20 protein-coding genes and 1 tRNA gene are annotated in these 22,482 nt (G+C 49.7%); 7 read left to right on the forward strand and 14 right to left on the reverse strand.

Features of this window, described 5'->3' with window-relative positions:
- Positions 1-170 precede the first annotated feature (170 nt).
- From P4S53_RS19805 to P4S53_RS19815, 3 genes are all read left to right on the forward strand, one after another.
- Positions 171-1,385 carry a pyridoxal phosphate-dependent aminotransferase gene (locus P4S53_RS19805; protein WP_337114038.1) on the forward strand — a complete coding sequence of 405 codons (1,215 nt, stop codon included), beginning with the start codon at positions 171-173 and terminating at the stop codon, positions 1,383-1,385.
- A gap of 131 nt (positions 1,386-1,516) precedes the next feature.
- Positions 1,517-2,101 (forward strand): 5'-deoxynucleotidase, encoded by a 585-nt coding sequence (gene yfbR / locus P4S53_RS19810; protein WP_046218758.1) that lies wholly within the window; start codon positions 1,517-1,519, stop codon positions 2,099-2,101.
- The gene (locus P4S53_RS19815; RefSeq protein ID WP_337114039.1) at positions 2,101-3,465 is read left to right on the forward strand and encodes an anti-phage deoxyguanosine triphosphatase; all 1,365 of its coding nucleotides are present in this window, start codon (positions 2,101-2,103) and stop codon (positions 3,463-3,465) included. Before yfbR ends, P4S53_RS19815 begins: the two co-directional genes overlap by 1 nt.
- On the opposite strand, the gene P4S53_RS19820 is transcribed toward P4S53_RS19815, so the two are convergent.
- Complete coding sequence (locus P4S53_RS19820; protein ID WP_337114040.1) at positions 3,462-4,079, reverse strand: tRNA-uridine aminocarboxypropyltransferase; 618 nt, start codon at positions 4,077-4,079, stop codon at positions 3,462-3,464. The two genes, P4S53_RS19815 and P4S53_RS19820, sit on opposite strands and share 4 nt — an antisense overlap.
- 10 nt (positions 4,080-4,089) lie before the next feature.
- Here P4S53_RS19820 and rrtA point away from each other — a divergent pair, with 10 nt between their 5' ends.
- Entirely contained in the window at positions 4,090-4,662 is a 573-nt protein-coding gene (gene rrtA / locus P4S53_RS19825) for a rhombosortase (protein WP_337114041.1), read from the forward strand.
- A gap of 62 nt (positions 4,663-4,724) precedes the next feature.
- Here rrtA and P4S53_RS19830 read toward each other — a convergent pair whose 3' ends face one another.
- The 8 genes from P4S53_RS19830 to P4S53_RS19865 form a co-directional block, all read right to left on the reverse strand.
- Positions 4,725-5,009, reverse strand: a complete 285-nt coding sequence (locus tag P4S53_RS19830) for a ComEA family DNA-binding protein (RefSeq protein WP_337114042.1) — start codon at positions 5,007-5,009, stop codon at positions 4,725-4,727.
- A gap of 133 nt (positions 5,010-5,142) precedes the next feature.
- Positions 5,143-7,035 (reverse strand): peptidylprolyl isomerase, encoded by a 1,893-nt coding sequence (gene ppiD / locus P4S53_RS19835; protein ID WP_337114043.1) that lies wholly within the window; start codon positions 7,033-7,035, stop codon positions 5,143-5,145.
- Positions 7,036-7,230: 195 nt separating this feature from the next.
- Positions 7,231-7,503: a nucleoid-associated protein HU-beta gene (hupB, locus tag P4S53_RS19840; protein WP_027252850.1), complete on the reverse strand. Its 273-nt coding sequence runs from the start codon at positions 7,501-7,503 to the stop codon at positions 7,231-7,233.
- A gap of 234 nt (positions 7,504-7,737) precedes the next feature.
- Entirely contained in the window at positions 7,738-10,110 is a 2,373-nt protein-coding gene (lon, locus tag P4S53_RS19845; RefSeq protein WP_337114044.1) for an endopeptidase La, read from the reverse strand.
- A 139-nt stretch (positions 10,111-10,249) separates the two neighbouring features.
- Positions 10,250-11,530, reverse strand: coding sequence for an ATP-dependent protease ATP-binding subunit ClpX (gene clpX / locus P4S53_RS19850; protein WP_027252852.1), 1,281 nt, complete (start codon positions 11,528-11,530; stop codon positions 10,250-10,252).
- A gap of 114 nt (positions 11,531-11,644) precedes the next feature.
- Complete coding sequence (clpP, locus tag P4S53_RS19855) at positions 11,645-12,268, reverse strand: ATP-dependent Clp endopeptidase proteolytic subunit ClpP (RefSeq protein WP_027252853.1); 624 nt, start codon at positions 12,266-12,268, stop codon at positions 11,645-11,647.
- A gap of 106 nt (positions 12,269-12,374) precedes the next feature.
- Complete coding sequence (gene tig / locus P4S53_RS19860; RefSeq protein ID WP_337114045.1) at positions 12,375-13,679, reverse strand: trigger factor; 1,305 nt, start codon at positions 13,677-13,679, stop codon at positions 12,375-12,377.
- A 416-nt stretch (positions 13,680-14,095) separates the two neighbouring features.
- Positions 14,096-14,172: transfer RNA gene (locus tag P4S53_RS19865), tRNA-Arg, on the reverse strand.
- 351 nt (positions 14,173-14,523) lie between these two features.
- Between P4S53_RS19865 and folD the strand changes: the two genes are divergently transcribed.
- Entirely contained in the window at positions 14,524-15,381 is an 858-nt protein-coding gene (gene folD / locus P4S53_RS19870) for a bifunctional methylenetetrahydrofolate dehydrogenase/methenyltetrahydrofolate cyclohydrolase FolD (RefSeq protein WP_192015100.1), read from the forward strand.
- Positions 15,382-15,484: 103 nt separating this feature from the next.
- Here the strand turns inward: folD and galU are convergent, their stop codons facing one another.
- From galU to P4S53_RS19885, 3 genes are all read right to left on the reverse strand, one after another.
- Positions 15,485-16,387, reverse strand: coding sequence for a UTP--glucose-1-phosphate uridylyltransferase GalU (gene galU, locus P4S53_RS19875; protein ID WP_337114046.1), 903 nt, complete (start codon positions 16,385-16,387; stop codon positions 15,485-15,487).
- A gap of 158 nt (positions 16,388-16,545) precedes the next feature.
- On the reverse strand, positions 16,546-17,046 hold the full coding sequence (rfaH, locus tag P4S53_RS19880) for a transcription/translation regulatory transformer protein RfaH (protein ID WP_337114047.1): 501 nt from the start codon (positions 17,044-17,046) through the stop codon (positions 16,546-16,548).
- Positions 17,047-17,195: 149 nt separating this feature from the next.
- Positions 17,196-18,284 carry a response regulator gene (locus tag P4S53_RS19885; RefSeq protein ID WP_337114048.1) on the reverse strand — a complete coding sequence of 363 codons (1,089 nt, stop codon included), beginning with the start codon at positions 18,282-18,284 and terminating at the stop codon, positions 17,196-17,198.
- A 329-nt stretch (positions 18,285-18,613) separates the two neighbouring features.
- Between P4S53_RS19885 and P4S53_RS19890 the strand changes: the two genes are divergently transcribed.
- Both P4S53_RS19890 and P4S53_RS19895 read left to right on the forward strand, forming a co-directional pair.
- The gene (locus tag P4S53_RS19890) at positions 18,614-19,492 is read left to right on the forward strand and encodes a LysR family transcriptional regulator (protein WP_337114049.1); all 879 of its coding nucleotides are present in this window, start codon (positions 18,614-18,616) and stop codon (positions 19,490-19,492) included.
- A 147-nt stretch (positions 19,493-19,639) separates the two neighbouring features.
- Positions 19,640-20,239 (forward strand): Yip1 family protein, encoded by a 600-nt coding sequence (locus tag P4S53_RS19895; protein WP_161444961.1) that lies wholly within the window; start codon positions 19,640-19,642, stop codon positions 20,237-20,239.
- Between the two features lie 99 nt (positions 20,240-20,338).
- Here the strand turns inward: P4S53_RS19895 and purF are convergent, their stop codons facing one another.
- Together purF and cvpA are read right to left on the reverse strand one after the other, a co-directional pair.
- Entirely contained in the window at positions 20,339-21,856 is a 1,518-nt protein-coding gene (purF, locus tag P4S53_RS19900; RefSeq protein ID WP_337114050.1) for an amidophosphoribosyltransferase, read from the reverse strand.
- 103 nt (positions 21,857-21,959) lie between these two features.
- Positions 21,960-22,451 carry a colicin V production protein gene (gene cvpA, locus P4S53_RS19905; protein ID WP_337114051.1) on the reverse strand — a complete coding sequence of 164 codons (492 nt, stop codon included), beginning with the start codon at positions 22,449-22,451 and terminating at the stop codon, positions 21,960-21,962.
- Positions 22,452-22,482: the final 31 nt, after the last annotated feature.

Consider the following 22,482-nt stretch of genomic DNA (forward strand, 5'->3'; position numbering starts at 1 on the left):
GATATCACCGGCTTCATACCTCGCAGACCAATTTTCGCTCTTTTGGTTTATTATTCTGATAAACATTAAATTTACGCCCCTTCGCATAATTTTTTCCTGTAAACCCTTTATCAAAAGGTGGCATTTAGTGTAATTTGTGGGAAATGTTCACTTTTTCGCAGGATGACCACATGCACAACATCGGGATGTCTACCAAGCTCAACAATGTTTGTTATGACATAAGGGGACCCGTTCTTAAACATGCCAAACGCATGGAAGAAGAAGGCCACAAAATTCTTAAGCTCAACATTGGCAACCCCGCCCCATTCGGTTTTGATGCGCCGGATGAGATCCTGGTGGACGTGATCCGCAATCTGCCAACGTCACAGGGTTACTGCGATTCAAAAGGCATTTACTCGGCGCGCAAAGCCGTGGTCCAGCATTACCAGAAACGCGGTCTGCTGGATTTGGATGTCGAAGACGTATATATCGGCAATGGCGTATCTGAACTGATCGTTATGGCGATGCAGGCACTGCTGGATAATACGGATGAAATACTGGTTCCTGCCCCCGATTACCCGCTGTGGACCGCGGCTATCTCCTTGTCTGGCGGCAATCCGGTACACTATATCTGTGATGAAGAATCAGACTGGTATCCGGATCTGGATGACATTCGCAGTAAAATCACCCCGAAAACGCGCGGGATTGTGTTGATCAACCCGAACAATCCAACCGGTGCGGTCTACAGTCGTGACTTTTTGCTGGAAGTGATTGAAATCGCCCGTCAGCACAAACTGATTATCTTTGCCGACGAAATTTACGACAAAATTCTGTATGACGGTGCCCAGCACACGTCTATCGCCCCACTGGCAGAAGACGTATTCTGTGTCACCTTTAATGGGTTGTCCAAGTCTTACCGGGTCTGCGGCTTCCGTGCCGGCTGGATGTTGCTCTCCGGGCCACGCCACGTAGCCAAACGCTATATCGAAGGCCTGGATATGCTGGCCTCAATGCGCCTGTGTGCCAACGTGCCGATGCAGCATGCGGTACAGACAGCCTTAGGTGGCTACCAGAGCATTAACGAGCTGATCCTGCCTGGCGGTCGCTTGTTAGAGCAAAGAAACAAAGCCTTCGACATGATTACGCAAATTCCCGGCGTATCATGCGTGAAACCTAAAGGTGCCCTGTACTTATTTCCTAAACTGGATCAGAAGAAGTTCAACATTGTCGATGATCAGAAAATGGCCCTGGACTTCCTGCAGCAAGAGAAAGTCCTGATCGTCCACGGGACAGGCTTTAACTGGAAAAAACCGGATCACTTCCGCATTGTCACATTGCCCAGGGTCGATGACCTGGAGATGGCCATCGGCCGTCTGGAACGGTTTCTTCACACTTATCGCCAATAACAAGACATCGCTACCGGCAATAAACCCTTCAGCATATATCGCAAAGCCCCGGTTCTCGGGGCTTTTGTTGTTTCCTAGGCTGCAAAAAATCTGTTAGGTTTAAGTAGCAGTCTGATCAATGTGGAAACATCATGAAAACCAGCCATTTTTTTGCTCATCTCGCTCGTATGAAACTAATTCAACGCTGGCCGCTGATGCGCTGCGTCGCCACTGAGAATGTCTCTGAGCACAGCCTGCAGGTGGCCTTTGTGGCCCACGCGCTGGCATTGATCAAAAACCGCCACTTCGGCGGACAGCTGAATCCGGAACGTATTGCCCTGCTGGCCATGTTTCATGATGCCAGTGAAGTGCTGACAGGCGACATGCCGACACCGATCAAATACTTCAATCCAACCATTGCAGAAGAGTACAAAAAGATTGAACTGGCGGCCGAACAAAGGCTGCTTTCTATGCTCCCCGACGAATTTCAGGCCGACTACGCCCCTTTGCTGGTCAGTGATGCCATCGACCAGCAGGACTACCACATCGTCAAGCAGGCAGATACCTTGTGTGCTTACCTGAAATGTCTGGAAGAACTCAGTGCCGGCAATCACGAATTCACACAGGCCAAGAAACGTCTCGAAGAAACGCTGGAAGAGCGAAAGACACAGGAAATGAGCTATTTCCTGAAAACCTTCGCCACCAGCTTCAACCTAACTTTGGATGAGATCAGTTAATGCCTTTACCCAGTGACCCAAGCACCGCTCTGTGGCAAGCCAGAAAGAGTCAGGAGCAAAAAGAAAGACGCGATGACCACCGCACCGCCTATCAGCGTGATCGCGCCAGAATCCTTCACTCTGCGGCTTTTCGCCGCTTACAGGCCAAAACCCAGGTCCATGGCGCCGGTCACCACGATTTTTACCGCACCCGGCTGACCCACTCGCTGGAAGCTTCCCAAATCGGCACAGGTATTGTGGCTCAGCTGAAAATCAAGCAGCCCGAGTTTCGCTCGCTCTTGCCCTCTAACAGTCTGATGGAAAGCCTGTGCCTGGCGCATGACATCGGGCATCCGCCTTTTGGTCACGGTGGCGAAGTGGCACTCAATTATATGATGCGTGATCATGGTGGTTTTGAAGGCAATGCGCAGACTTTCAGAATTGTCACATTACTTGAACCCTATACCGAAAGATTTGGTATGAATTTGTCGCGCCGCACTTTGCTTGGACTGCTGAAATACCCGGCTTTTATCCGCGATACGCGAGCCACAGAGCAGCCACCTGAGGTCAGTGATTTCCGGCATTTGCGCGCCAAAGACTGGCAGCCGGCCAAAGGAATTTACCGTGACGACAAAGAGACCTTTGAATGGGTGCTGTCTTGCCTGCCAGAGCACGACAGAGAGCTGTTCGGTATGATGCGCAGCGAGCGGCACTCCCCCACTCAGCACCTCAAAACACGCTTTAAGTCTCTGGACTGCTCCATCATGGAGCTTGCCGACGACATTGCGTATGGGGTACATGATTTGGAAGATGCCATCGTCATGGGCATAGTGACACAAAAACAATGGGAAGAGGCTGCAGCCAGTCAGTTACTGCACTGTGGGGAGCCCTGGCTGGCATCGCGGACGGAGTGGCTGAGTCAGCAGCTGTTTGCCGATCACCATCAGCGCAAAGATGCGATTGGCGCTTTAGTGAATGCCCTGATCACCGCCATTGAGATCGGCCCGACAACCGCTGCAAATGCCCCAGCATTCAGCGAACCACTGCTAAAATGGAACGCCTATCTGTCGGCTCCCATGGAAAATGCCCTGACAGTGCTGAAGCAATTTGTCAGCGAGTATGTAGTCCGTAAACCGGAAATTCAGTTGCTTGAGTACAAAGGGCAGCAGATCATCATGGAAATGTTCGAGGCTTTCACCTCAGATCCCGAACGATTGCTGCCGGCCAGTACCCGCGACCGCTGGCGCACAGCCGTCCAGCATAACGAAAATGAACAGCGGATCATTGCCGACTATATTGCAGGGATGACAGACGGATTCGCCCAACGTCTTTACAGTAACCTGTTTCAGCCTGCCAGCGATTGGAAAATAGGGCCTATCGTTTAAGACTGCTTGCCATAATGCCGTTCGAACAATCCGGGCGGCATCTGGCTGATCTGAAAATCAATCATCTTTTCAAACGCCGTCACTAATGGCAAAAAACGCCCGCTTTCGCCTTCAAGCTGACTCAGAGCGTGAAACGCAGCTTCAACAGTTGAGAGTCCTGATTGTTTAGGCGATTTTCGAATCCGGTAATTCCCCGCAGGCACATCATCAAGACACACGCACGGTAAGGCTTGCAGGTTCGCTGACAAGCGCCACATTTTATACGCCTTCTTCCAGGTGCCATCGAGCAGTATTAATGTCGTCAGAGCGGAAGAGGTGTTCTGTAACGCCAGGCGGGAAAGCGGTATAGCCTGTCCGTCCGGATAGAGTACCGCAGCATGGCGATCAGGATCAGCCAGCAGGTGATTGATTTCCTCATGCCGGCTGAAATCTTCACCTACCCATAAACGTGCATTTGGCAGGGATAGAGTCAGAATACGGGCCGTCCCGAGCGGCCGGCTGACTTCAGACGGGTGTTGCAATATCCAGAGTTCAGTTCTAGCATCAATTTTTTCAATCCACTGGCAAATGCAGGCATTGCCTGCTTTACCGCAATCTACACAATATCGGCTCATTGAGGTGCCCTTGTTATCACGATCTCTGTTCCTGTCCCTGCTGGCAATCTGTCTGTTTTGTGTCACGGCACAGCTTGCACCGCTGCATGCTCTGCTGGAATGGCAGCGGTCACTCATTGAAGCCGGGCAATGGTGGCGGATCCTAACAGGAAATTTCACCCATACCAATTGGGCCCATCTCGGCATGAATGTGTCAGGTCTGCTGATAATCAGTTATCTGTTCCGGTTTTACCTGACTGCAGGGCGCTTCGGGCTGTTATTAGTCTCGTTAAGCCTGATTGTCGGTCTGTCCCTGTTTCTTACCCAACTGGACGGTTATTCAGGGTTATCCGGCCTGCTACATGGGATTTTCATTTGGGGAGCCTGTCAGGATATCCGCACACAACGTGCCGGAGGAAGGTTAATGCTGATAGCCGGTATGCTAAAAATCAGCTGGGATTTGTATACCGGAGGGTCCGCTGAAACCGCGTCCATGATTCATGCACAAATTGCAGTTGAAGCGCATCTTGCTGGGGCTGTCGGCGGCTTCCTGTTAGCCATGCTGCCACCGGCTTTCAGATTATCAGCATCGCCGGTGAAATAATACAGGTTGCAAGGGGTGCATGGCACCCCTTACAAGATAGTGGCGTTCCAGTTTTCAGCTCATCAGAGCTGAATGCGATCGCGGTTTTTGTCTACAGTAGAGGCGCCAATGCCTTTGACCTTACTCAGATCCTCGATAGTGGCAAACTTCCCATTCTGCTCCCGGTATTCAATAATGCTCTGAGCTTTATCCGGACCCACGCCTAACAGCAGCTTATCCAGTTCCTCAGCATTGGCACTATTGATATTAATTGTTATTTCAATCCCTTCATGCTTATCGGCCGCATCCACCACTCCAGGTAAGACAACGCTCGACGCTAGCAAAATCAATGCAAATGTGTTTTTCATTTTTTCTCCTTGGTGTTAATTCAGCACAAGGATAATCATTTTTAATCACACAATAATGCTCGCCAGAAAATGGCAAGATAAAAAAACGACGGGCCGCACAAAGCGGCCCGTCTATGATAAATATCAATTACATTTAGTTTGCAGATGCATCCAATACCGGATAGCTCACTTCTGCATCGGCGCGCAGCACATCAAGTAAAGCGGCCACATCCTGCTGAGCATTCATCTGAGCAACCTGCTCGGCCAGTTGCCCATTCACGCTGGCCGAATCAATCTCAGGCTCAATCACTTTATCCAGCGCAATCAAAACAACATTGCCCTGCTGGTCATGCGTTACACCGTAGACCGACTTACCCGATTCAGGTTTTGCCATTGCAAATGCTTCTTGAGCAATCACAGGATCGCTGCCACGACGACTGATAGTCTGAGGTTCAGAGAAGCTCAGTTCATGCTGTTCCAAAATGGTGCTATCGCCATTACGCAACGCAGCAAGAATCTCATCAGCCTGCTTCTCAGCCGCTTCTTCACCACGCTGGGCAGCCATGATCTCATGCACCTGATCAGCAACTTCTTCAAACGGTAGCAGTTGCTCAGGGCGAGACTCATCAACACGCACCACGATGATATGCTCTGAACCCAATTCAATGACTTCAGAATTCAAACCATCTTCACGTACTTCCGCACTGCTTAACGCCTGGACAACAGCAGGTGAAGCCAACACGCCCTGGGCATTGTTGAGTGCGAAGAAGTCAGTCTTCTGTACTTTAGCGTTGACCGCTTTAGCCGCATCATCCAGCGAATCCGGCATCTCGAAAGCAGATTCCGCCAGTTTGGTCTGCAGCTGATAAAACGCTTCAGCCGCTTTTTGCTCACGCAGATCCGCTAACAGGTCGCTCCGAACGTCATCAAGCGGCTTGGCAGTAGGCGCTTTGACCGCTTCCAGCTGAATAATGTGATAGCCAAATGAGGATTTCACTACGCCAGACAGATCGCCTTGGTTTTCCAGAGCAAAAGCCGCTTCTTCAAACGCAGGGTCCATCACGCCACGCTCAAACCAGTCCAGCTCACCCCCCTGTTTCGCACTAAAAGTGTCATCCGATTTGGACTTTGCCAGCTCGGAAAAATCCGCTCCCTGATTCAGCTCGGCAAGAATCGCCTCCGCCTTTGACTGGGCCTCAGCATCGTCACCCTGAATCAGAATGTGGCGAACATGGCGCTGTTCAGGCGTCGAAAACTTAGCCAGGTTATCCTGATAGTATGCATTCAGCTCATCATCACTGACATCCATGGTATTTTTCAGCGTATCGCCAGACAGCTCAATATAAGCAACTTTCACTTGTTCCGGACGAGTAAAGGCTTCCGGATGCTGCTCGTAGTAATCTTTACTGTCGCTTTCTGAGATCTCAGCAGTTGCCTTAAACGTATCCAGGTTCAGGGTCAGACTGCGCACTTCACGCTGTTGTTGCTCCAGTTGCTGCAACTGAGCCAATTCATTGCCCAGTGCAAAATCACTGCCCTGAATCGCGCTCAGCAGTTGCTGACGCAGCATGTCGGTACGCATGTACTCGGCAAATTGATCAGGCGTGAAACGCGAGCGGCGAAGCAAAGAAGCATACACTTCGTTGTCAAACTTACCGTCACGCTGAAACTCTGGCATTGAACGAATCGCTTGTTTCACCTGATCATCACTGATACGTAAGCCCAGCTCGTTTGCACGTTGCTCAATCAGCGCATCGTTCACCAAACGGTCTAACACACTGCGACGAAATTGCTGAACATAGCCAGGGTCACCCATCAGCGTAGAGAAATACTCTCCCAGCTGCGACTGCATACGATTACGTTCGTTCTGGTATGCCTGCTCGAACTGATTCTGGCTGATCTCCTCGCCGTCAATCTTTGCCGCTACAGGCTGATTAGAATTTGCCAGATAACTGCCTACACCGGCAAAGACAAAAGAAAATATGATTAGGGAGAGAATAATCTTCACCCAAATGCTGCTAACGCCTTCGCGCATCCGCTCCATCATAACGTGCCGTATCTCCTAGTTGTTCGAGCTGGCAATAACTGTTGATTACGACTCTGAAGAATCACAATCTGTTCACCCTGATACAATGTAAAAAAAGCGCATCAGATATGATGCGCTCTCGTGTTACGCAATAATGCCACTATATGACAAGAAGCGTAAGGTTTTGTTCATTTCAACTTACTGGCAAAGCCAGAATCAGTTGACAGAATCTTTCAGCGCTTTACCTGGTTTGAAACCTGGTACACGTGCTGCTGCGATTTGGATTTCTTCACCAGTTTGTGGGTTACGGCCGGTACGGGCAGCGCGCTCACGAACAGAGAATGTACCAAAACCAACCAGCGCAACCTGGTCACCTTCCTTCAGAGACTCAGAAACTGCCTCAATGAAAGCGTCCAGCGCACGGCCAGCAGATGCTTTAGAAATATCAGCACCTTCGGCGATTTTATCAACCAATTGAGTTTTGTTCACGATTTCTTCCCCTCTATGAACATTGTCTTCCTGACAACAGCATAATCTATGTTTACGCTGTGACGACAAAGGACAATCAAAAACTTGTATCAGGTCTAATTTATCAGCTCATTGTGACACTGAACAGGCTGTAAGCCTTGTTATTATTGAGCTTACAGCAAATTAGACCCCACTTATAGCCAGACAGAAAAAGGCTGACAAGCGATTTCCACCGCAGTCAGCCCCTTACATCTGTTAATTTTGCTGCATATCACTGTTTTGAGCGTTTACCAGCTCGATCCCTGTCGGATTATTTTCCAGGGCGATACGTAGCACATCATCAATCCAGCGAACCGGGCGAACTTCCAAATCAGCAATAACGTTATCCGGGATCTCTTCCAGATCACGTTCATTCTCTTTCGGAATCAGCACGGTTTTAATGCCGCCACGGTGTGCTGCCAGCAGTTTTTCTTTCAAACCTCCGATAGGCAGAACTTCACCACGCAGGGTGATCTCACCTGTCATCGCGACATCGCTGCGCACAGGGTTACCTGTCAGGCTCGACACCAGTGCCGTACACATGGCAATACCCGCACTTGGGCCATCTTTCGGGGTTGCCCCTTCAGGAACATGAACATGGATATCACGCTTCTCATAGAAGTCGTTATTAATACCCAGTTTCTCTGCACGAGTACGCACCACAGTCATTGCTGCCTGGATAGACTCCTGCATCACATCGCCGAGAGACCCGGTGTAAGACAGCTTGCCTTTGCCCGGCATAGACTCGGTTTCAATGGTCAGCAAATCGCCGCCCACTTCGGTCCACGCCAGCCCGGTGACTTGTCCAATACGGTTGCTTTCTTCTGCTTTTCCGTAGTCAAAGCGCTGCACACCCAGATACTGCTTCAGGTTCGCCTGATTAATGGTGACCTTCTTCACTTCCGGATTCAGCAGGATCTCTTTCACCGCTTTACGGCACAGCTTGGAAATTTCACGCTCAAGATTACGCACGCCAGCTTCACGAGTGTAGTAGCGGATAATGCCGATGATGGCAGAATCTTCTATCTCCACTTCGCCTTTTTTCAGGCCGTTACGTTGAATCTGTTTTTCCAGCAAGTGGCGTTTGGCGATGTTGAGTTTTTCGTCCTCGGTATAACCAGACAGACGAATCACTTCCATACGGTCCAGTAACGGGCCAGGAATATTCATCGAGTTCGATGTCGCCACGAACATCACGTCGGACAAATCGTAATCCACTTCCAGATAATGGTCGTTAAACGCATTGTTCTGTTCCGGATCCAGGACTTCCAGCAATGCTGATGCAGGATCGCCACGCATGTCGGAAGACATCTTGTCGATCTCATCGAGCAGGAACAGTGGGTTTTTCACGCCAACTTTGGCCATTTTCTGGATCAGCTTACCTGGCATTGAGCCAATGTAAGTCCGGCGGTGACCACGGATTTCCGCTTCATCACGCACCCCGCCCAGCGCCATACGCACGTATTTACGGCCAGTGGCAGCAGCAATCGACTGCCCCAGAGACGTTTTACCGACACCAGGAGGGCCAACCAGACACAGGATCGGGCCTTTCAGCTTATTGATACGGCTCTGGACGGCTAAGTACTCAAGAATACGGTCTTTGACGCGTTCCAGACCATAGTGATCGGCGTTGAGGATCTCTTCCGCTTTCGCCAGATCTTTCTTGACCTTGGTACGCTTGTGCCAGGGCACACTCAGCATCCAGTCAATATAACCACGAACCACAGTCGCTTCAGCAGACATCGGCGACATCATTTTCAGCTTTTGTAATTCCTGCTCAGTTTTTTCGCGCGCTTCTGCTGGCATCTTCGACTCGTCGATTTTTTTCTTCAACGATTCGAATTCATCCGGCGCATCGTCCAGCTCACCCAGTTCTTTTTGGATAGCTTTCATCTGCTCATTCAGATAGTACTCGCGCTGGCTCTTTTCCATCTGTTTCTTGACGCGGCCACGGATACGTTTCTCAACCTGCAGCAGATCAATTTCAGATTCCATCATGGCCATCAGGAACTCAAGACGTTCCGTGATATCCACGATTTCGAGCACTTTCTGCTTATCTGCCAGTTTCAGTGGCATGTGCGCAGCAATGGTATCAGCAAGGCGTGCGGCCTCATCAATACCATTCAGTGAGGTTAACACTTCAGGCGGGATCTTTTTGTTCAGCTTGATAAAGCCTTCAAACTGATTGATCGCAGTGCGAACCAGCACTTCCTGCTCGCGTTCGTCCATTTCCGGCGTGACCAGAAATTCCGCTTCCGCACTGAAAAATTCGTCGTCAGTCAACTTCTTAACGTTTGCACGCTGCTGACCCTCTACCAACACCTTCACTGTGCCATCAGGCAATTTCAGGAGCTGCAGTATGGTCGCCACTGTGCCGACATCATAGAGATCGTCAACGGTTGGTTCGTCAGTTGCCGCTTCTTTTTGGGCAACCAACAAAATTTGTTTATCGTTATCCATTGCGGTTTCAAGGCAACGAATGGATTTATCCCGGCCTACAAACAATGGAATAACCATATGAGGGTAGACCACCACGTCACGCAGTGGCAGAACGGGAATGGCAAGGCGTTCCGAACGCTCCAGGTTCATATTGTTCTCTCTTTCCGTTCAGTCTCTTTTAGTGAGTATATGGGGGCAGACTGACAAGATTCAACGGTCGATTTGCCAGAAAATCAAAAAGGAGGCCAAAGCCTCCTTTATTTACTCAAACCGTACGTTTTGCAACCACTTACTCGCCGCCTGCAGCTTGATTTTCAGTGTTTTCATAAATCAGCAAAGGTTCAGATTCCCCTTTAATGACTGATTCATCAATCACGACTTTACTCACGCCTTCGGCAGAAGGTAGCTCATACATAGTATCCAGCAGCACCGCCTCTACGATAGAGCGAAGGCCACGTGCACCGGTTTTACGTTCCATGGCTTTGCGGGCAATTGCCTGCAGCGCATCGTCACGAAATTCCAGTTCAACGTTTTCCAGCTCCAGTAAAGCCGCATACTGTTTTGTCAGCGCATTTTTCGGTTCACGCAGAATCTGCACCAGCGCAGATTCATCCAGCTCACTCAAAATCGCAGTGACTGGCAGACGACCGATAAACTCAGGGATCAAGCCGTATTTCACCAGATCTTCCGGTTCGACTTTTTCGAATAAATCACTGAGTGTGTTGCGCTGGTCTTTAGAGCGGACTTCCGCACCAAAGCCAATACCTGAACTGGTTGCCACACGCTGCTCTACCACTTTATCCAGGCCTGCAAACGCACCACCACAAATAAAGAGTATTTTCGATGTATCAACCTGCAGGAACTCCTGCTGAGGATGTTTACGACCGCCCTGTGGAGGCACAGAGGCAACCGTACCCTCGATCAATTTCAGCAGCGCCTGCTGCACACCTTCGCCAGACACGTCACGGGTAATCGATGGGTTGTCAGATTTACGGGAAATCTTGTCAATCTCATCAATATAAACAATTCCGCGCTCAGCTTTGGCGACATCGTAATCGCATTTCTGCAGCAACTTCTGGATGATGTTTTCTACATCTTCACCGACATAACCGGCTTCGGTCAGGGTCGTTGCATCCGCCATCGTGAAAGGTACATCCAGCATACGCGCCAGCGTTTCTGCAAGCAGTGTTTTACCACTACCTGTCGGACCTATCAGCAGGATGTTACTTTTACCCAACTCGACACCATCACTAGTGGTGTCGCCATTACGCAAACGCTTGTAATGGTTGTAGACAGCTACAGCCAGTACTTTCTTCGCGTGATCCTGGCCGATGACATAATCATCTAAGTGCGTGCGGATCTCCCTTGGCGTTGGCAGTTCATTACCATCGCGCTTTGGCATAACTTCTTTGATTTCTTCGCGAATGATGTCGTTACACAGATCGACGCACTCATCGCAAATATACACAGAAGGGCCAGCAATCAGCTTGCGAACTTCATGCTGACTTTTACCGCAGAAAGAGCAGTACAGCAGTTTTCCACTACCACTCTCTTTTCGCTTATCTGTCATTCGCTAACCTCATATTGGGTTTCACCCATCCTTGCCTTGTTTTGAGTGTATAACATCTCTCGTCACTTTGCTGTCACCTTGCGCCTTCAGAGCACTGTGCACCATAATGACAGGTTAGTCACGCTTATTCAAAACGGCATCGACCAGTCCATACTCCGCAGCCTGCTCAGCAGACATGAAGTTGTCACGGTCTGTATCTTTTTCAACGATTTCCAATGGTTGGCCAGTATGCTCAGCCAGCAGATTGTTCAATCGCTTCTTAATTGTCAGAATTTCCTGAGCATGAATCTGAATATCAGAAGCCTGTCCCTGGAAACCGCCTAATGGTTGATGAATCATGACACGGGAATTAGGCAGACAAAAACGTTTCCCTTTCGCTCCACCTGCCAGCAGGAATGCACCCATTGAGCATGCTTGTCCCATACAGAAGGTACTCACATCCGGTTTGATGTGCTGCATCGTGTCATAGATGGACATCCCTGCAGTGACTGAGCCACCAGGAGAGTTAATATACAGGAAAATATCTTTGTCAGGGTTCTCTGACTCCAGGAACAACAGCTGTGCCACAACCAGGTTGGCCATCTGATCTTCAACCTGACCGGTCAGAAAGATCACACGCTCCTTCAATAGTCGGGAATAGATGTCGTAGGAACGCTCGCCACGAGAGGTCTGCTCGACCACCATAGGAACCAGCGCATTCATAATTGGCGACATGGCGTTATTATCTTGGTAGCTCATAACCTTATTTCCCCAAAAAATTAATGGCCCGAATGATTGACTCATACGGACCATTGTTAGCAGAAGATTTGAAATGAAGTCAAATCTTTACAGTCATTTCAGTCAATTAAGCTGCTGGTTGCTGATTCATCAGCTCATTGAAGCTTACTTGTTTTTCTGAAACCTGTGCTTTAGCCAGTAGAGCATCGATCGCTTGTTCTTCCAGAGCAACATTACGCATGTTGTTCATCAGTTGCTCATTCTTTTCGTAGTATGCAACAACTTCTGTTGGATCTTCATAAGCAGATGCCATTTCAGTGATCAGCGCCTTAACTCGCTCGTCATCCGCTTTCAGTTCTTCAGCCTTGATCACTTCACCCAGCAGCAGACCAACCACGACACGACGCTTAGCCTGCTCTTCGAACAGCTCACGTGGCAGCTCTGGTGCATTATCCGCATTACCGCCAAAACGCTGAACAGCCTGCTGACGCAGAGCGTTCACTTCCTGGTCAATCAGGGCAGAAGGAACAGCAATGTCGTTTTGCTCAATCAGACCATTCAGAACCTGATCCTTGATACGACCTTTAACCGCTTGCTTCAGTTCGCGCTCCATGTTCTTGCGCACTTCAGCTTTCAGACCGTCAACAGAACCGTCTTCAACACCAAACTTCTTCACAAATTCTTCATTCAGCTCTGGCAGCTCCTGAGCTTCGACTTTGTGCAGTTTAATCGCGAATACAGCCGCTTTACCTTTCAGGTTCTCGGCGTGGTAATCTTCAGGGAAAGTGACTTCAATATTGAACTCTTCACCCGCTTTCTTACCAACGATGCCTTCTTCGAAGCCCGGAATCATGCGGCCCTGGCCCATTGCCAGAGGGAAAGCTTCTGCTTTACCGCCGTCGAACTCTTCACCGTCAATAGAACCAGTGAAATCAATCGTAACACGGCTGTTTGCATCAGCAGCGGCATCGACTTCTGCCCAGTTAGCTTGCTGCTTGCGCAGCGTTTCCAGCATCTGAGCAACGTCTTCTTCTTTCACTTCAGCCGCTGGCTTCTCGATAGCAATCTTGTCCAGACCCGTCAGTTCAATCTCAGGGAACACTTCAAAAGTTGCTTTGAAAACCAGATCTTTACCTTCAGCCATGTCGACTGGCGTGAACGTTGGCGCGCCGGCTGGGTTAATTTTCTCTTTCACGATCGCTTCAATGTAGTGACGCTGCATCACTTCACCCAGCACGTCCTGGCGTACAGATGCGCCGAACATACGTGCAACCATTTTGATTGGTGCTTTACCAGGACGGAAACCGTCAAAACGACGGGTTTTGGCAATTTTCCGCAGTTGAGCAGTCACTGCATCTTCGATGTTTGCAGCAGGTACAGTAATCGTAATTTGGCGTTCTAGGCCTTCAGTGGTTTCAACGGTAACTTGCATTTTCATAAACCTCAAAACTGACTCAGGTTGACTGAGTTATCTTGCCCGTCAGATCTCTGCTGACGCTGGCATCCTTTCGTGTTACGGCTTGAACACCATAACGCCTGAATTCGGTCAATTTTTGTATCACTAGCCAATGCCACTGAAACAAAAATTAAAGCGCGGTATTATAACGACCCAGCCCTCTTTCGTCGAGGCATCTGGTGTCACACCAAGTGTAAACCTTCGGACAAGATAGGGGCTGAATTCGCATTTTCAAGAGAAAACACGAAAAAATTGCAGTTTAGCCTCGATTTTTTGTTCAAATGTCGATTCAGTGCAGGAATTTTAATCAATGCGACACGCTGCTTCGCGCACTGCAACCTAAGATGAAAAATGACTAAGCGGGTAAAAAAGAGGAGTACAAGGGAGAAAAGTGGCGCGCCCTGCAGGATTCGAACCTGCGACCACATGCTTAGAAGGCACGTGCTCTATCCAACTGAGCTAAGGGCGCATTGTTTGAGAGTTAACAATCAGATGTGTTAACTAACGGGGGTGAATTATACGTCGCTTGAGATCAAGGTCAACGATAAAACGTTAAAATACCTCGCCAAATGCACCAAGCGGTTAAACTTACGGCAAACATCCCCCTTTGTTGCCTCAGCGAGGCGCATCCTTTCTCTGGGGTGCCAGGCGCTTATTTTTGAAAGTCTTTAGATTGCAGCATTTTAGCCAGCGTTCATCGCTTGATTCACGCAAGGGTTTTATCTGAATCTCGCAAAAAGCAAACGTTTGCGCTATAGATTTCCCCCTTTATCTCTGCGACAATAAGTCTGCTCAGTTCATTTCTGTACGAAGGAAAATCATGGCCGCTCAAATCATTGATGGAAAACTTATCTCACAAACTGTCAGACAAGAAGTTGCTGCACGTGTTAAGGCTCGCACTGACGCGGGGTTACGTGCACCTGGGTTAGCCGTCATTCTGGTAGGTCAGGATCCTGCCTCACAGATTTATGTCGGCAGCAAGCGCAAAGCCTGTGAAGAAGTGGGCTTTATCTCTCGCTCATTCGACCTTCCTGCGGATACTGCAGAAGTCGAACTGCTGGCGCTGATTGATGAACTGAATGCAGATCAGTCCATAGACGGGATACTGGTACAGCTGCCTCTGCCTGCAGGCATTGATTCGACCAAAGTGCTTGAACATATTAATCCCGAGAAAGATGTCGACGGCTTCCATCCTTATAACGTCGGCCGTCTGTGTCAGCGCATCCCTAAGCTGCGTTCATGCACACCAAAGGGGATTATCACTCTGCTGGAGCGTTATAACATCCAGGCACGTGGCAAACATGCGGTTATTGTGGGGGCTTCTAATATCGTTGGCCGTCCTATGACCCTTGAACTGCTGCTTGCCGGCGCTACGACCACAACGTGCCACCGATTCACCCAGGATCTGGAAAGCCATGTTCGTCAGGCCGATATCCTGGTTGTTGCGGTAGGAAAGCCTAACTTTATTCCGGGCAGCTGGATTAAAGAAGGCGCGACTATTATCGATGTCGGTATCAATCGCCTGGACAATGGCACCCTGGTGGGTGATGTGGAATACGATGTGGCGCGCCAAAAGGCCAAACACATTACTCCTGTCCCTGGTGGTGTTGGGCCGATGACAGTTGCCACACTGATCGAAAATACCCTGCTGGCCTGCGAACAATTCCACGAAAGCTGACAGGTATTCCGCTACTCCGGACACCAAAAAAGCGAGGTCATCAACCTCGCTTTTTTTATTCATCTTGCTGACCTGCATTGATAACCCGTGTTACCAGGTTGGGTTATTTTTGCAGCGTTTTCAGATAAGCCGCAAAATCTTCCCCAAGTACAGGGTGGCGCAAGCCGTATTCAACGAATGCCTGCATATAACCCAGCTTACTGCCGCAATCATGACTCTTACCTGTCATGTGGAACGCATTAACCTGCTGCTTTTCCATCAGCATATCAATGGCGTCTGTCAGCTGAATTTCATCACCTGCACCAATCGGAGTCTTGGCAAGAATTTCCCAGATTTCGGCAGGCAGGATATAACGTCCCACAATCGCCAGGTTAGACGGCGCCTGGTCAACCGCAGGTTTCTCAACAACCTTGGCCATAGCGGCTGAATCGCCTGGCGCAATTTGCTCGCCATTCACATCAGCGACACCATAGTTAGACACATCCGACATTGGCACCGGCTCTACCATGACCTGGCTGATACCTGATTCATTGAACAGCCTGACCATAGCGGCCATGTTCTCGCTGCGCAGATCGCTGGCGGCATCATCCAGAATCACATCCGGCAGGACGACGGCAAACGGCTCGTTGCCGACCAGCGGACGGGCACACAGTACCGCATGGCCCAGGCCTTTTGCCTGGCCCTGACGCACATGCATGATAGTCACATCACTTGGACAGATATTCTGGACTTCGTCCAGCAACTGCCGCTTAACCCGTTTTTCAAGCGTGGCTTCCAGCTCAAAAGACGTATCAAAATGGTTTTCAATGGAGTTTTTAGACGAATGGGTCACCAGCACGATTTCTTTAATACCGGCCGCAACACATTCATTCACAACATATTGAATCAGAGGTTTATCCACAATAGGCAACATCTCTTTCGGGATGGCCTTGGTGGCGGGTAACATCCTGGTCCCTAAACCGGCGACCGGAATGACCGCTTTACGAACTGGGGAAGACTTTTGCATTGTTTTTTCCATGTACGTTGGCATTGTCAGCCGCAATATAACAAACTTGCCTTTATGCAGCGAGCGATCTGAGCCATAAGCGTGAGCTGGTGTCATCGACGGCAAAAAAGACAAGTTGCACAGGACAGACATGACGGAGTGGTGAAGCCGTGGTCAGGTTATCCACGGCGGACGATATCGGCGTTATCGATACTGATTTTCACCGGTTTACCGAGCAGGTTTATCAGCATGAATGAGCGTTTTTCACCGTCAGGTTCCTGATAGATGGCTTCAAGACCCTTGAACTGGCCTTGTTTGAGCTCGAGGTACTCGCCGGGTTTGGGCAGGTTAGACAACAGACTTCTGTGTTCTTCGCAATTTTCATTCGTCATTAACTCAAGCAGCAATTCTGGCTGAACTTTTTGCGGGTATGCCCCCTGACGGATAAAGTCAGCCACACCGCGCGTCGAACGGACTGTGGTATAGCTGACATATTCAGGATCAAAACGGACAAACATATAATTAGGAAACAGTGGTTCATTCACAGTGACACGTTTGCCGCGCACCACTTTCTCGACGAGTACCTGAGGGTAATAGCACTCCACGCCCTGACGATCCAGATTAACCACGGCCCGCTCCTGCTCGCTTCGCTTGCAATAAAGTAGGTACCAATCTTTCATATCGTCTCTGCCCGGAAAATGTCTGTCTGAAAGTGATTATATGGTGGGAGGTATAAACCTCAATAGTTTCCCTGTACATTGACGCTAAGCGTTTACTTTTCCAACGTTTTCCCGTTTACTCCTGCAGCTGATGATTTATTGATTACCCGCTAAACTTTCGTTTTTGCTTTCACTGCCGGATGGATTTCGTGTTCTTTCATAGCGTCCAGTCGCTGAATCGTAATACTGAAATTGGCGGCGCCAATTTTGCTCAAAGACAAACGCGCACCTGAATGCGGCAAAACATAGGATGAGGTCAGGTTTTTTCGTGCTCCGTCTCCCAGACTGGCGCCAGCCGGGATTATCATTTCTCCATCACTGGTTCTCAGCATCGCTTCCGAACCGGTTGATACCACCACCAGGCTTCTGTCACACGCATCAAAAATACCAAACAACCCCTTGATAGGCACCGCGTACCCCGACTGCTTCATCCCGTTTTCAATGGTTTGCAGCATACTGGAAATGTCATTTTCGCTTGCCATACGTTTGCGCAGATAGTCATTGAACAATGCCCGTATCAGCAGCACAGTGGCCGCCCCCTGCCGGCCTCCTGACTCGGCATCAAGCAGATAGAAAGCCAGACGACCGTCCATCAACCAAGTGTAGTCGAGCAACACAGGTTGCACATCGGCAGACTGCAAAACACAATAGCTCATCTGCCAGTCTCCCTGACGGGATAAGGTGTCCGGCATCAGCCCCACCAGCAGCTCGCGTGCAATCTCCGGGTGGGATTCCAGCTCATTGATATGCCACTGCAGTTCTTCATCTACCGCCGAGTCATGCTGCAATAGCTGGCTGGAAAAGTCTGTGTATTCGGTTGTGTTTTCCTGGGCTTTGAGTACCGACATCAGTGCGGCTTTCAACACCATGATGTTATCCAGCGGTTTGACCAGAAAATCTTTGACGCCATGCCTGAGCGCGGCTGCGACATCGGCCATTTCACCAGTACCGGAAATGACAATGACAGGAATCATGGGGTAATGCAGTGAAACCTCTTCAACAAACTCCATGCCTGTTAATACAGGCATGGCCAGATCGCACAAAAGCACATCAGGGATACCGTCGCGCAGGGCCCGCAGTCCCTGCAAACCGTCTTCAGCTTCCCTGACCTCGCATCCTTGCGATAGCAAAAAGCCTGTGATCATCCGGCGAAACACCGGATCGTCCTCCACAATGAGGATATCTTTACCTTCTAACAACGATTGTGCCCTCCATGAAACAAGGGGCCAAGAGCACAGAATAATATTCTGCTGAACAGGCACATCCTTCTAATCGAATCTGTGCGAAGCTGGGTAGTCGCGATGAATGTTCTCATTTAGGATAGGCGTAAAACCTCGCTACGTCAGGGCGTCTGCCTGTTCATGAACGTTAGTTTTAATATTCTGTAAGCCAGTTCAAAATCTTGCCCATTGCGAAACTCGTTTTCGTCCCTGAAGTTCCTATTTTAATAACACTCAATGTTAACCTCTTCACATTGCGTGTTTTGTTATACAATTCCCACTTTCTCATATCCGATCACGACACGCCTATGAAGCTTGATGATTTAAATTTGTTTCGCATTGTGGTTGAGGAAGGCAGCTATACCGCCGCTTCTCGCAAGCATCAGGTGCCTGTTGCCACACTGACCCGCCGTATACAGGCGCTGGAAGACAGCCTGAATCTTCGCCTGTTAAACCGCCATGCACGCAAGCTGTCGCTGACTGAAGCTGGCCAGCAGTATTACCAGCTGTGTACCCCCTTGCTTCAACAGTTACTGGATACCGCAGAAAATATTCGGGAAGAGTCCAGAGGGGCGAGTGGACGACTCAAAATAGCGGCCCCGACCAATCTGAGCAAAGTCATGCTGCAACCTATGCTCAACGCCTTCATGCTTGAACAGCCGGCAATCAGCATTGAGCTGTTTCTGAGCAACGAACCCGAGCAGCTGGACCCAACCGACTGGGATGTGATTTTCCGTGTCGGTCCGCAGCGTGATTCGGCACTGATTGCCCGTAAAATTAACGCGGTGGAAGATATACTGGTTGCCAGCCCAGATTATCTGCAACGCCACCCAACGCTCACTCATGCACAAGATCTGCCCAAGCACTCCCTGCTCAAAGGCTCTCCCCTGCTGCGCTGGCGGCTCAGCAACAAAGACGGAGAAAGCATCACGGTGAATGAGAAAGGACGCTTCGAGTCCAATCAGCTGAATGTGGTCAGAAAAGCCTGCGTGGCCGGACTGGGAATTACATTAATGCCAGATGCCATGCTGAAAAAATACATTCACAGCGGTGAGCTGGTACGAGTGCTGGATAACTGGTCGGCCAACCCGCGCAATGTCTATCTTCTCTATAATCACAAAGATCACCAGCCAGAGAAGCTGAGGCTGTTTATTGAGTTCGCAAGTCACTTCTTCAGCACATCCTGAGCCTGCTATCCTTGCCAAGCGGCAGAAGCCCGTCTAAATGTTATATGACAAAGAACACAAAAAGTGCCCGGATATGCACTGACAGTGTTCTGAACAACAACCTGTAATACGTTGTGCGATTTGCACCCTAGATAACGAGGATAGGTTATGATTCTGGGACATTTATTCGGGCTTTACACTCATCCCAAAAAAGAGTGGCACAACATTGATGAGCAGCATGAGGGGATGCAAAGCAGCCTGAGCCACATTATGCTGATCGCCTTACTTCCACCCATTTTTGCCTACATTTCCAGTGTGTTTATCGGCTGGCGTGTCGGGGCTGTTGACCCGATTTACCTGACACCGTCCAGTGCGCTGTTCATGTCTGTCGCTATGTACTTCGCCCTGATTGGCGGGGTATTTGCACTGGCCTACCTGACCTACTGGATGAGCCATACCTTTGGCTCAACGCCAACTTATACGCAAGCGCTAGAATTGGCGGCTTACACAGCAACGCCGCTGTTTATGATCAGCATCGCCGCCTTGTATCCTCAGTTGTGGTTTCTGATGATGGCCGGACTGGTCGGCATCACCTACTCAGTGTACCTGCTCTACACAGGTGTCCCTATTCTGATGCACATTCCGGAAGAGCGAGGCTTTATCTATGCCAGCTCGATTGTGACCTGTGGTCTGGTGCTGCTGGTTTCTATCATTGCCGGCTCTGTCATCCTGTGGAACATGGGATTAGGCCCACAGTTCAGTCACTAACCTGCCCCGACTTCCACGCACTAAACACGCATTAAAAAGGCAAGCTCAATGAGCTTGCCTTTTTGTGTTCAGACGCGCTGGTACTGGCAATGAATGACGTTACACGCCTTCGTTATACAGTTCCAGGTTTGCCAGCTCCTGCTGAATTTCACGCTGCGTTTTGGCATCTTCGCTGCGCAGCGTTTCCAGGTACTCTAAATACTGCTGGTTCACATCGCCCGTGACATAGTTGCCATTAAAGACGGAGGTTTCAAACAGTTTAATGTCAGGGTTGCCTTCTGCAACCGCGTCCACCAGATCCTGCAAGTCCTGGAAAATCAGACCGTCTGCACCGATCATCTTGCAGATTTCGTCCACTTCACGACCATGAGCAATCAGTTCATTCGCGCTTGGCATATCAATGCCGTATACGTTAGGGAAACGAATTTCCGGCGCCGCAGAAGCCAGATAGACTTTTTTGGCACCCGCTTCGCGCGCCATTTCAATGATTTGCTCAGAGGTGGTGCCGCGTACAATCGAATCATCAATCAGGAGGACACTTTTACCCTTGAATTCTGAGCTGATCGCATTCAGTTTACGACGTACCGACTTACGGCGCAGCTGCTGACCCGGCATGATAAAGGTACGGCCGACATAGCGGTTCTTCACGAAGCCCTGACGGTAAGGTTTATCCAGCGTACGGGCAATTTCCAGCGCACTGTCGCAAGAGGTTTCCGGAATCGGGATAACCACATCAATATCCAGGTCATCCCACTCGCGCTTGATCTTCTCACCCAGTTTCTTACCCATATTCAGGCGAGCACTGTACACAGAAATCTTATCGATAAAGGAGTCAGGACGGGCAAAATACACGAACTCGAACACACATGGATTCAGCGCCGGATTCTCAGCACACTGCTCCGTGAACAGCTGTCCGTCAAAAGTGATATAGACAGCCTCTCCCGGAGCAACATCACGCATGAAATCAAAACCCACTGCGTCCAGTGCCACCGACTCAGAGGCAACCATGTACTCGACTTTCCCTTCCACTTCGCGCTTACCCAGGCACAGAGGGCGAATGCCGTGCGGGTCGCGGAATGCCATCAGGCCATGTCCGATGACCATAGCCACAACGGCATAGGCACCGCGCACTGCTTTATGCACAGCACGAATTGCCGCAAAGATGTCATTGGAAGTCAGTGGGTAGTTGGTTGCACCTTCCAGCTGATGGGCCAGAACGTTCAACAGAATTTCCGAGTCGGAAGAGGTGTTCACATGACGGCGAGCCTGCTCAAAGAGCGAATCTCTGATATCCGCGGCGTTGGTCAGGTTACCATTGTGCGCCAGTGAAATACCGTAAGGGGAATTCACATAAAAAGGCTGAGCTTCTGAAGCACTAGAGCTGCCCGCGGTAGGGTAGCGAACGTGCCCAAGCCCGACAGTTCCCTGCAGACGCTGCATGTGTTTTGCTTCGAATACGTCACGCACCAGGCCATTGGCCTTGCGCAGACGGAAACGATTGCTTTCCAGGGTAACAATACCGGCAGCATCCTGGCCACGGTGCTGCAGCACGGTCAGTGCATCATAAATAGACTGGTTAACCGGGGTGTTTCCCACGATTCCGACAATACCACACATGTCCTAAATCCTCGTCATGGATCATCAATAATTGCATTGAGTAACAATACGTTAGTTTGTTGTACCCATACGGTTACTCAATGCAATTAATATAAATCCGGCGCTATAACGCGCCGGGAAGAAAACTGGAACTCTCTTTCAGGTAAGAGAAAAACCACTCAATTACCACGCCAAACTGCGGGATTAACTGCGATGCCTGCCACCATTCTGCCTCAGCAAAACCGGTAAAGGCATCCAGAAAAAACAGCACAGCGGCGATGATAAGCACACCGCGAAGGGCACCAAATACGATACCCAGCACCCTATCGGTACCGGACAAACCGGTTTTTTGCACCAGTTGCCCGATCACGTAATTCACAACCGCTCCCACAATCAGTGTGGCAATAAACAATACTGCGATAGCACTGCCATTTCGTATGAGCTCATCCTGAATATTGGTGAAATACACCGCCAGTTCTTTGTAAAAATTGCTGGCGACAAAAAATGCCGCAAACCAAATCACCAGCGACAGCGCTTCCTTCACAAAACCACGGATCAAACTGACCAGTGAAGAAAAGGCAATCACCCCTAAAATGACATAATCAATCCAGATCATCTTCTACTTAATTCTTGTTGTTGGCGCGTAT

The sequence above is a fragment of the Photobacterium sp. Hal280 genome (genome assembly GCF_037162255.1).
Classification (GTDB): Bacteria; Pseudomonadota; Gammaproteobacteria; order Enterobacterales; family Vibrionaceae; genus Photobacterium.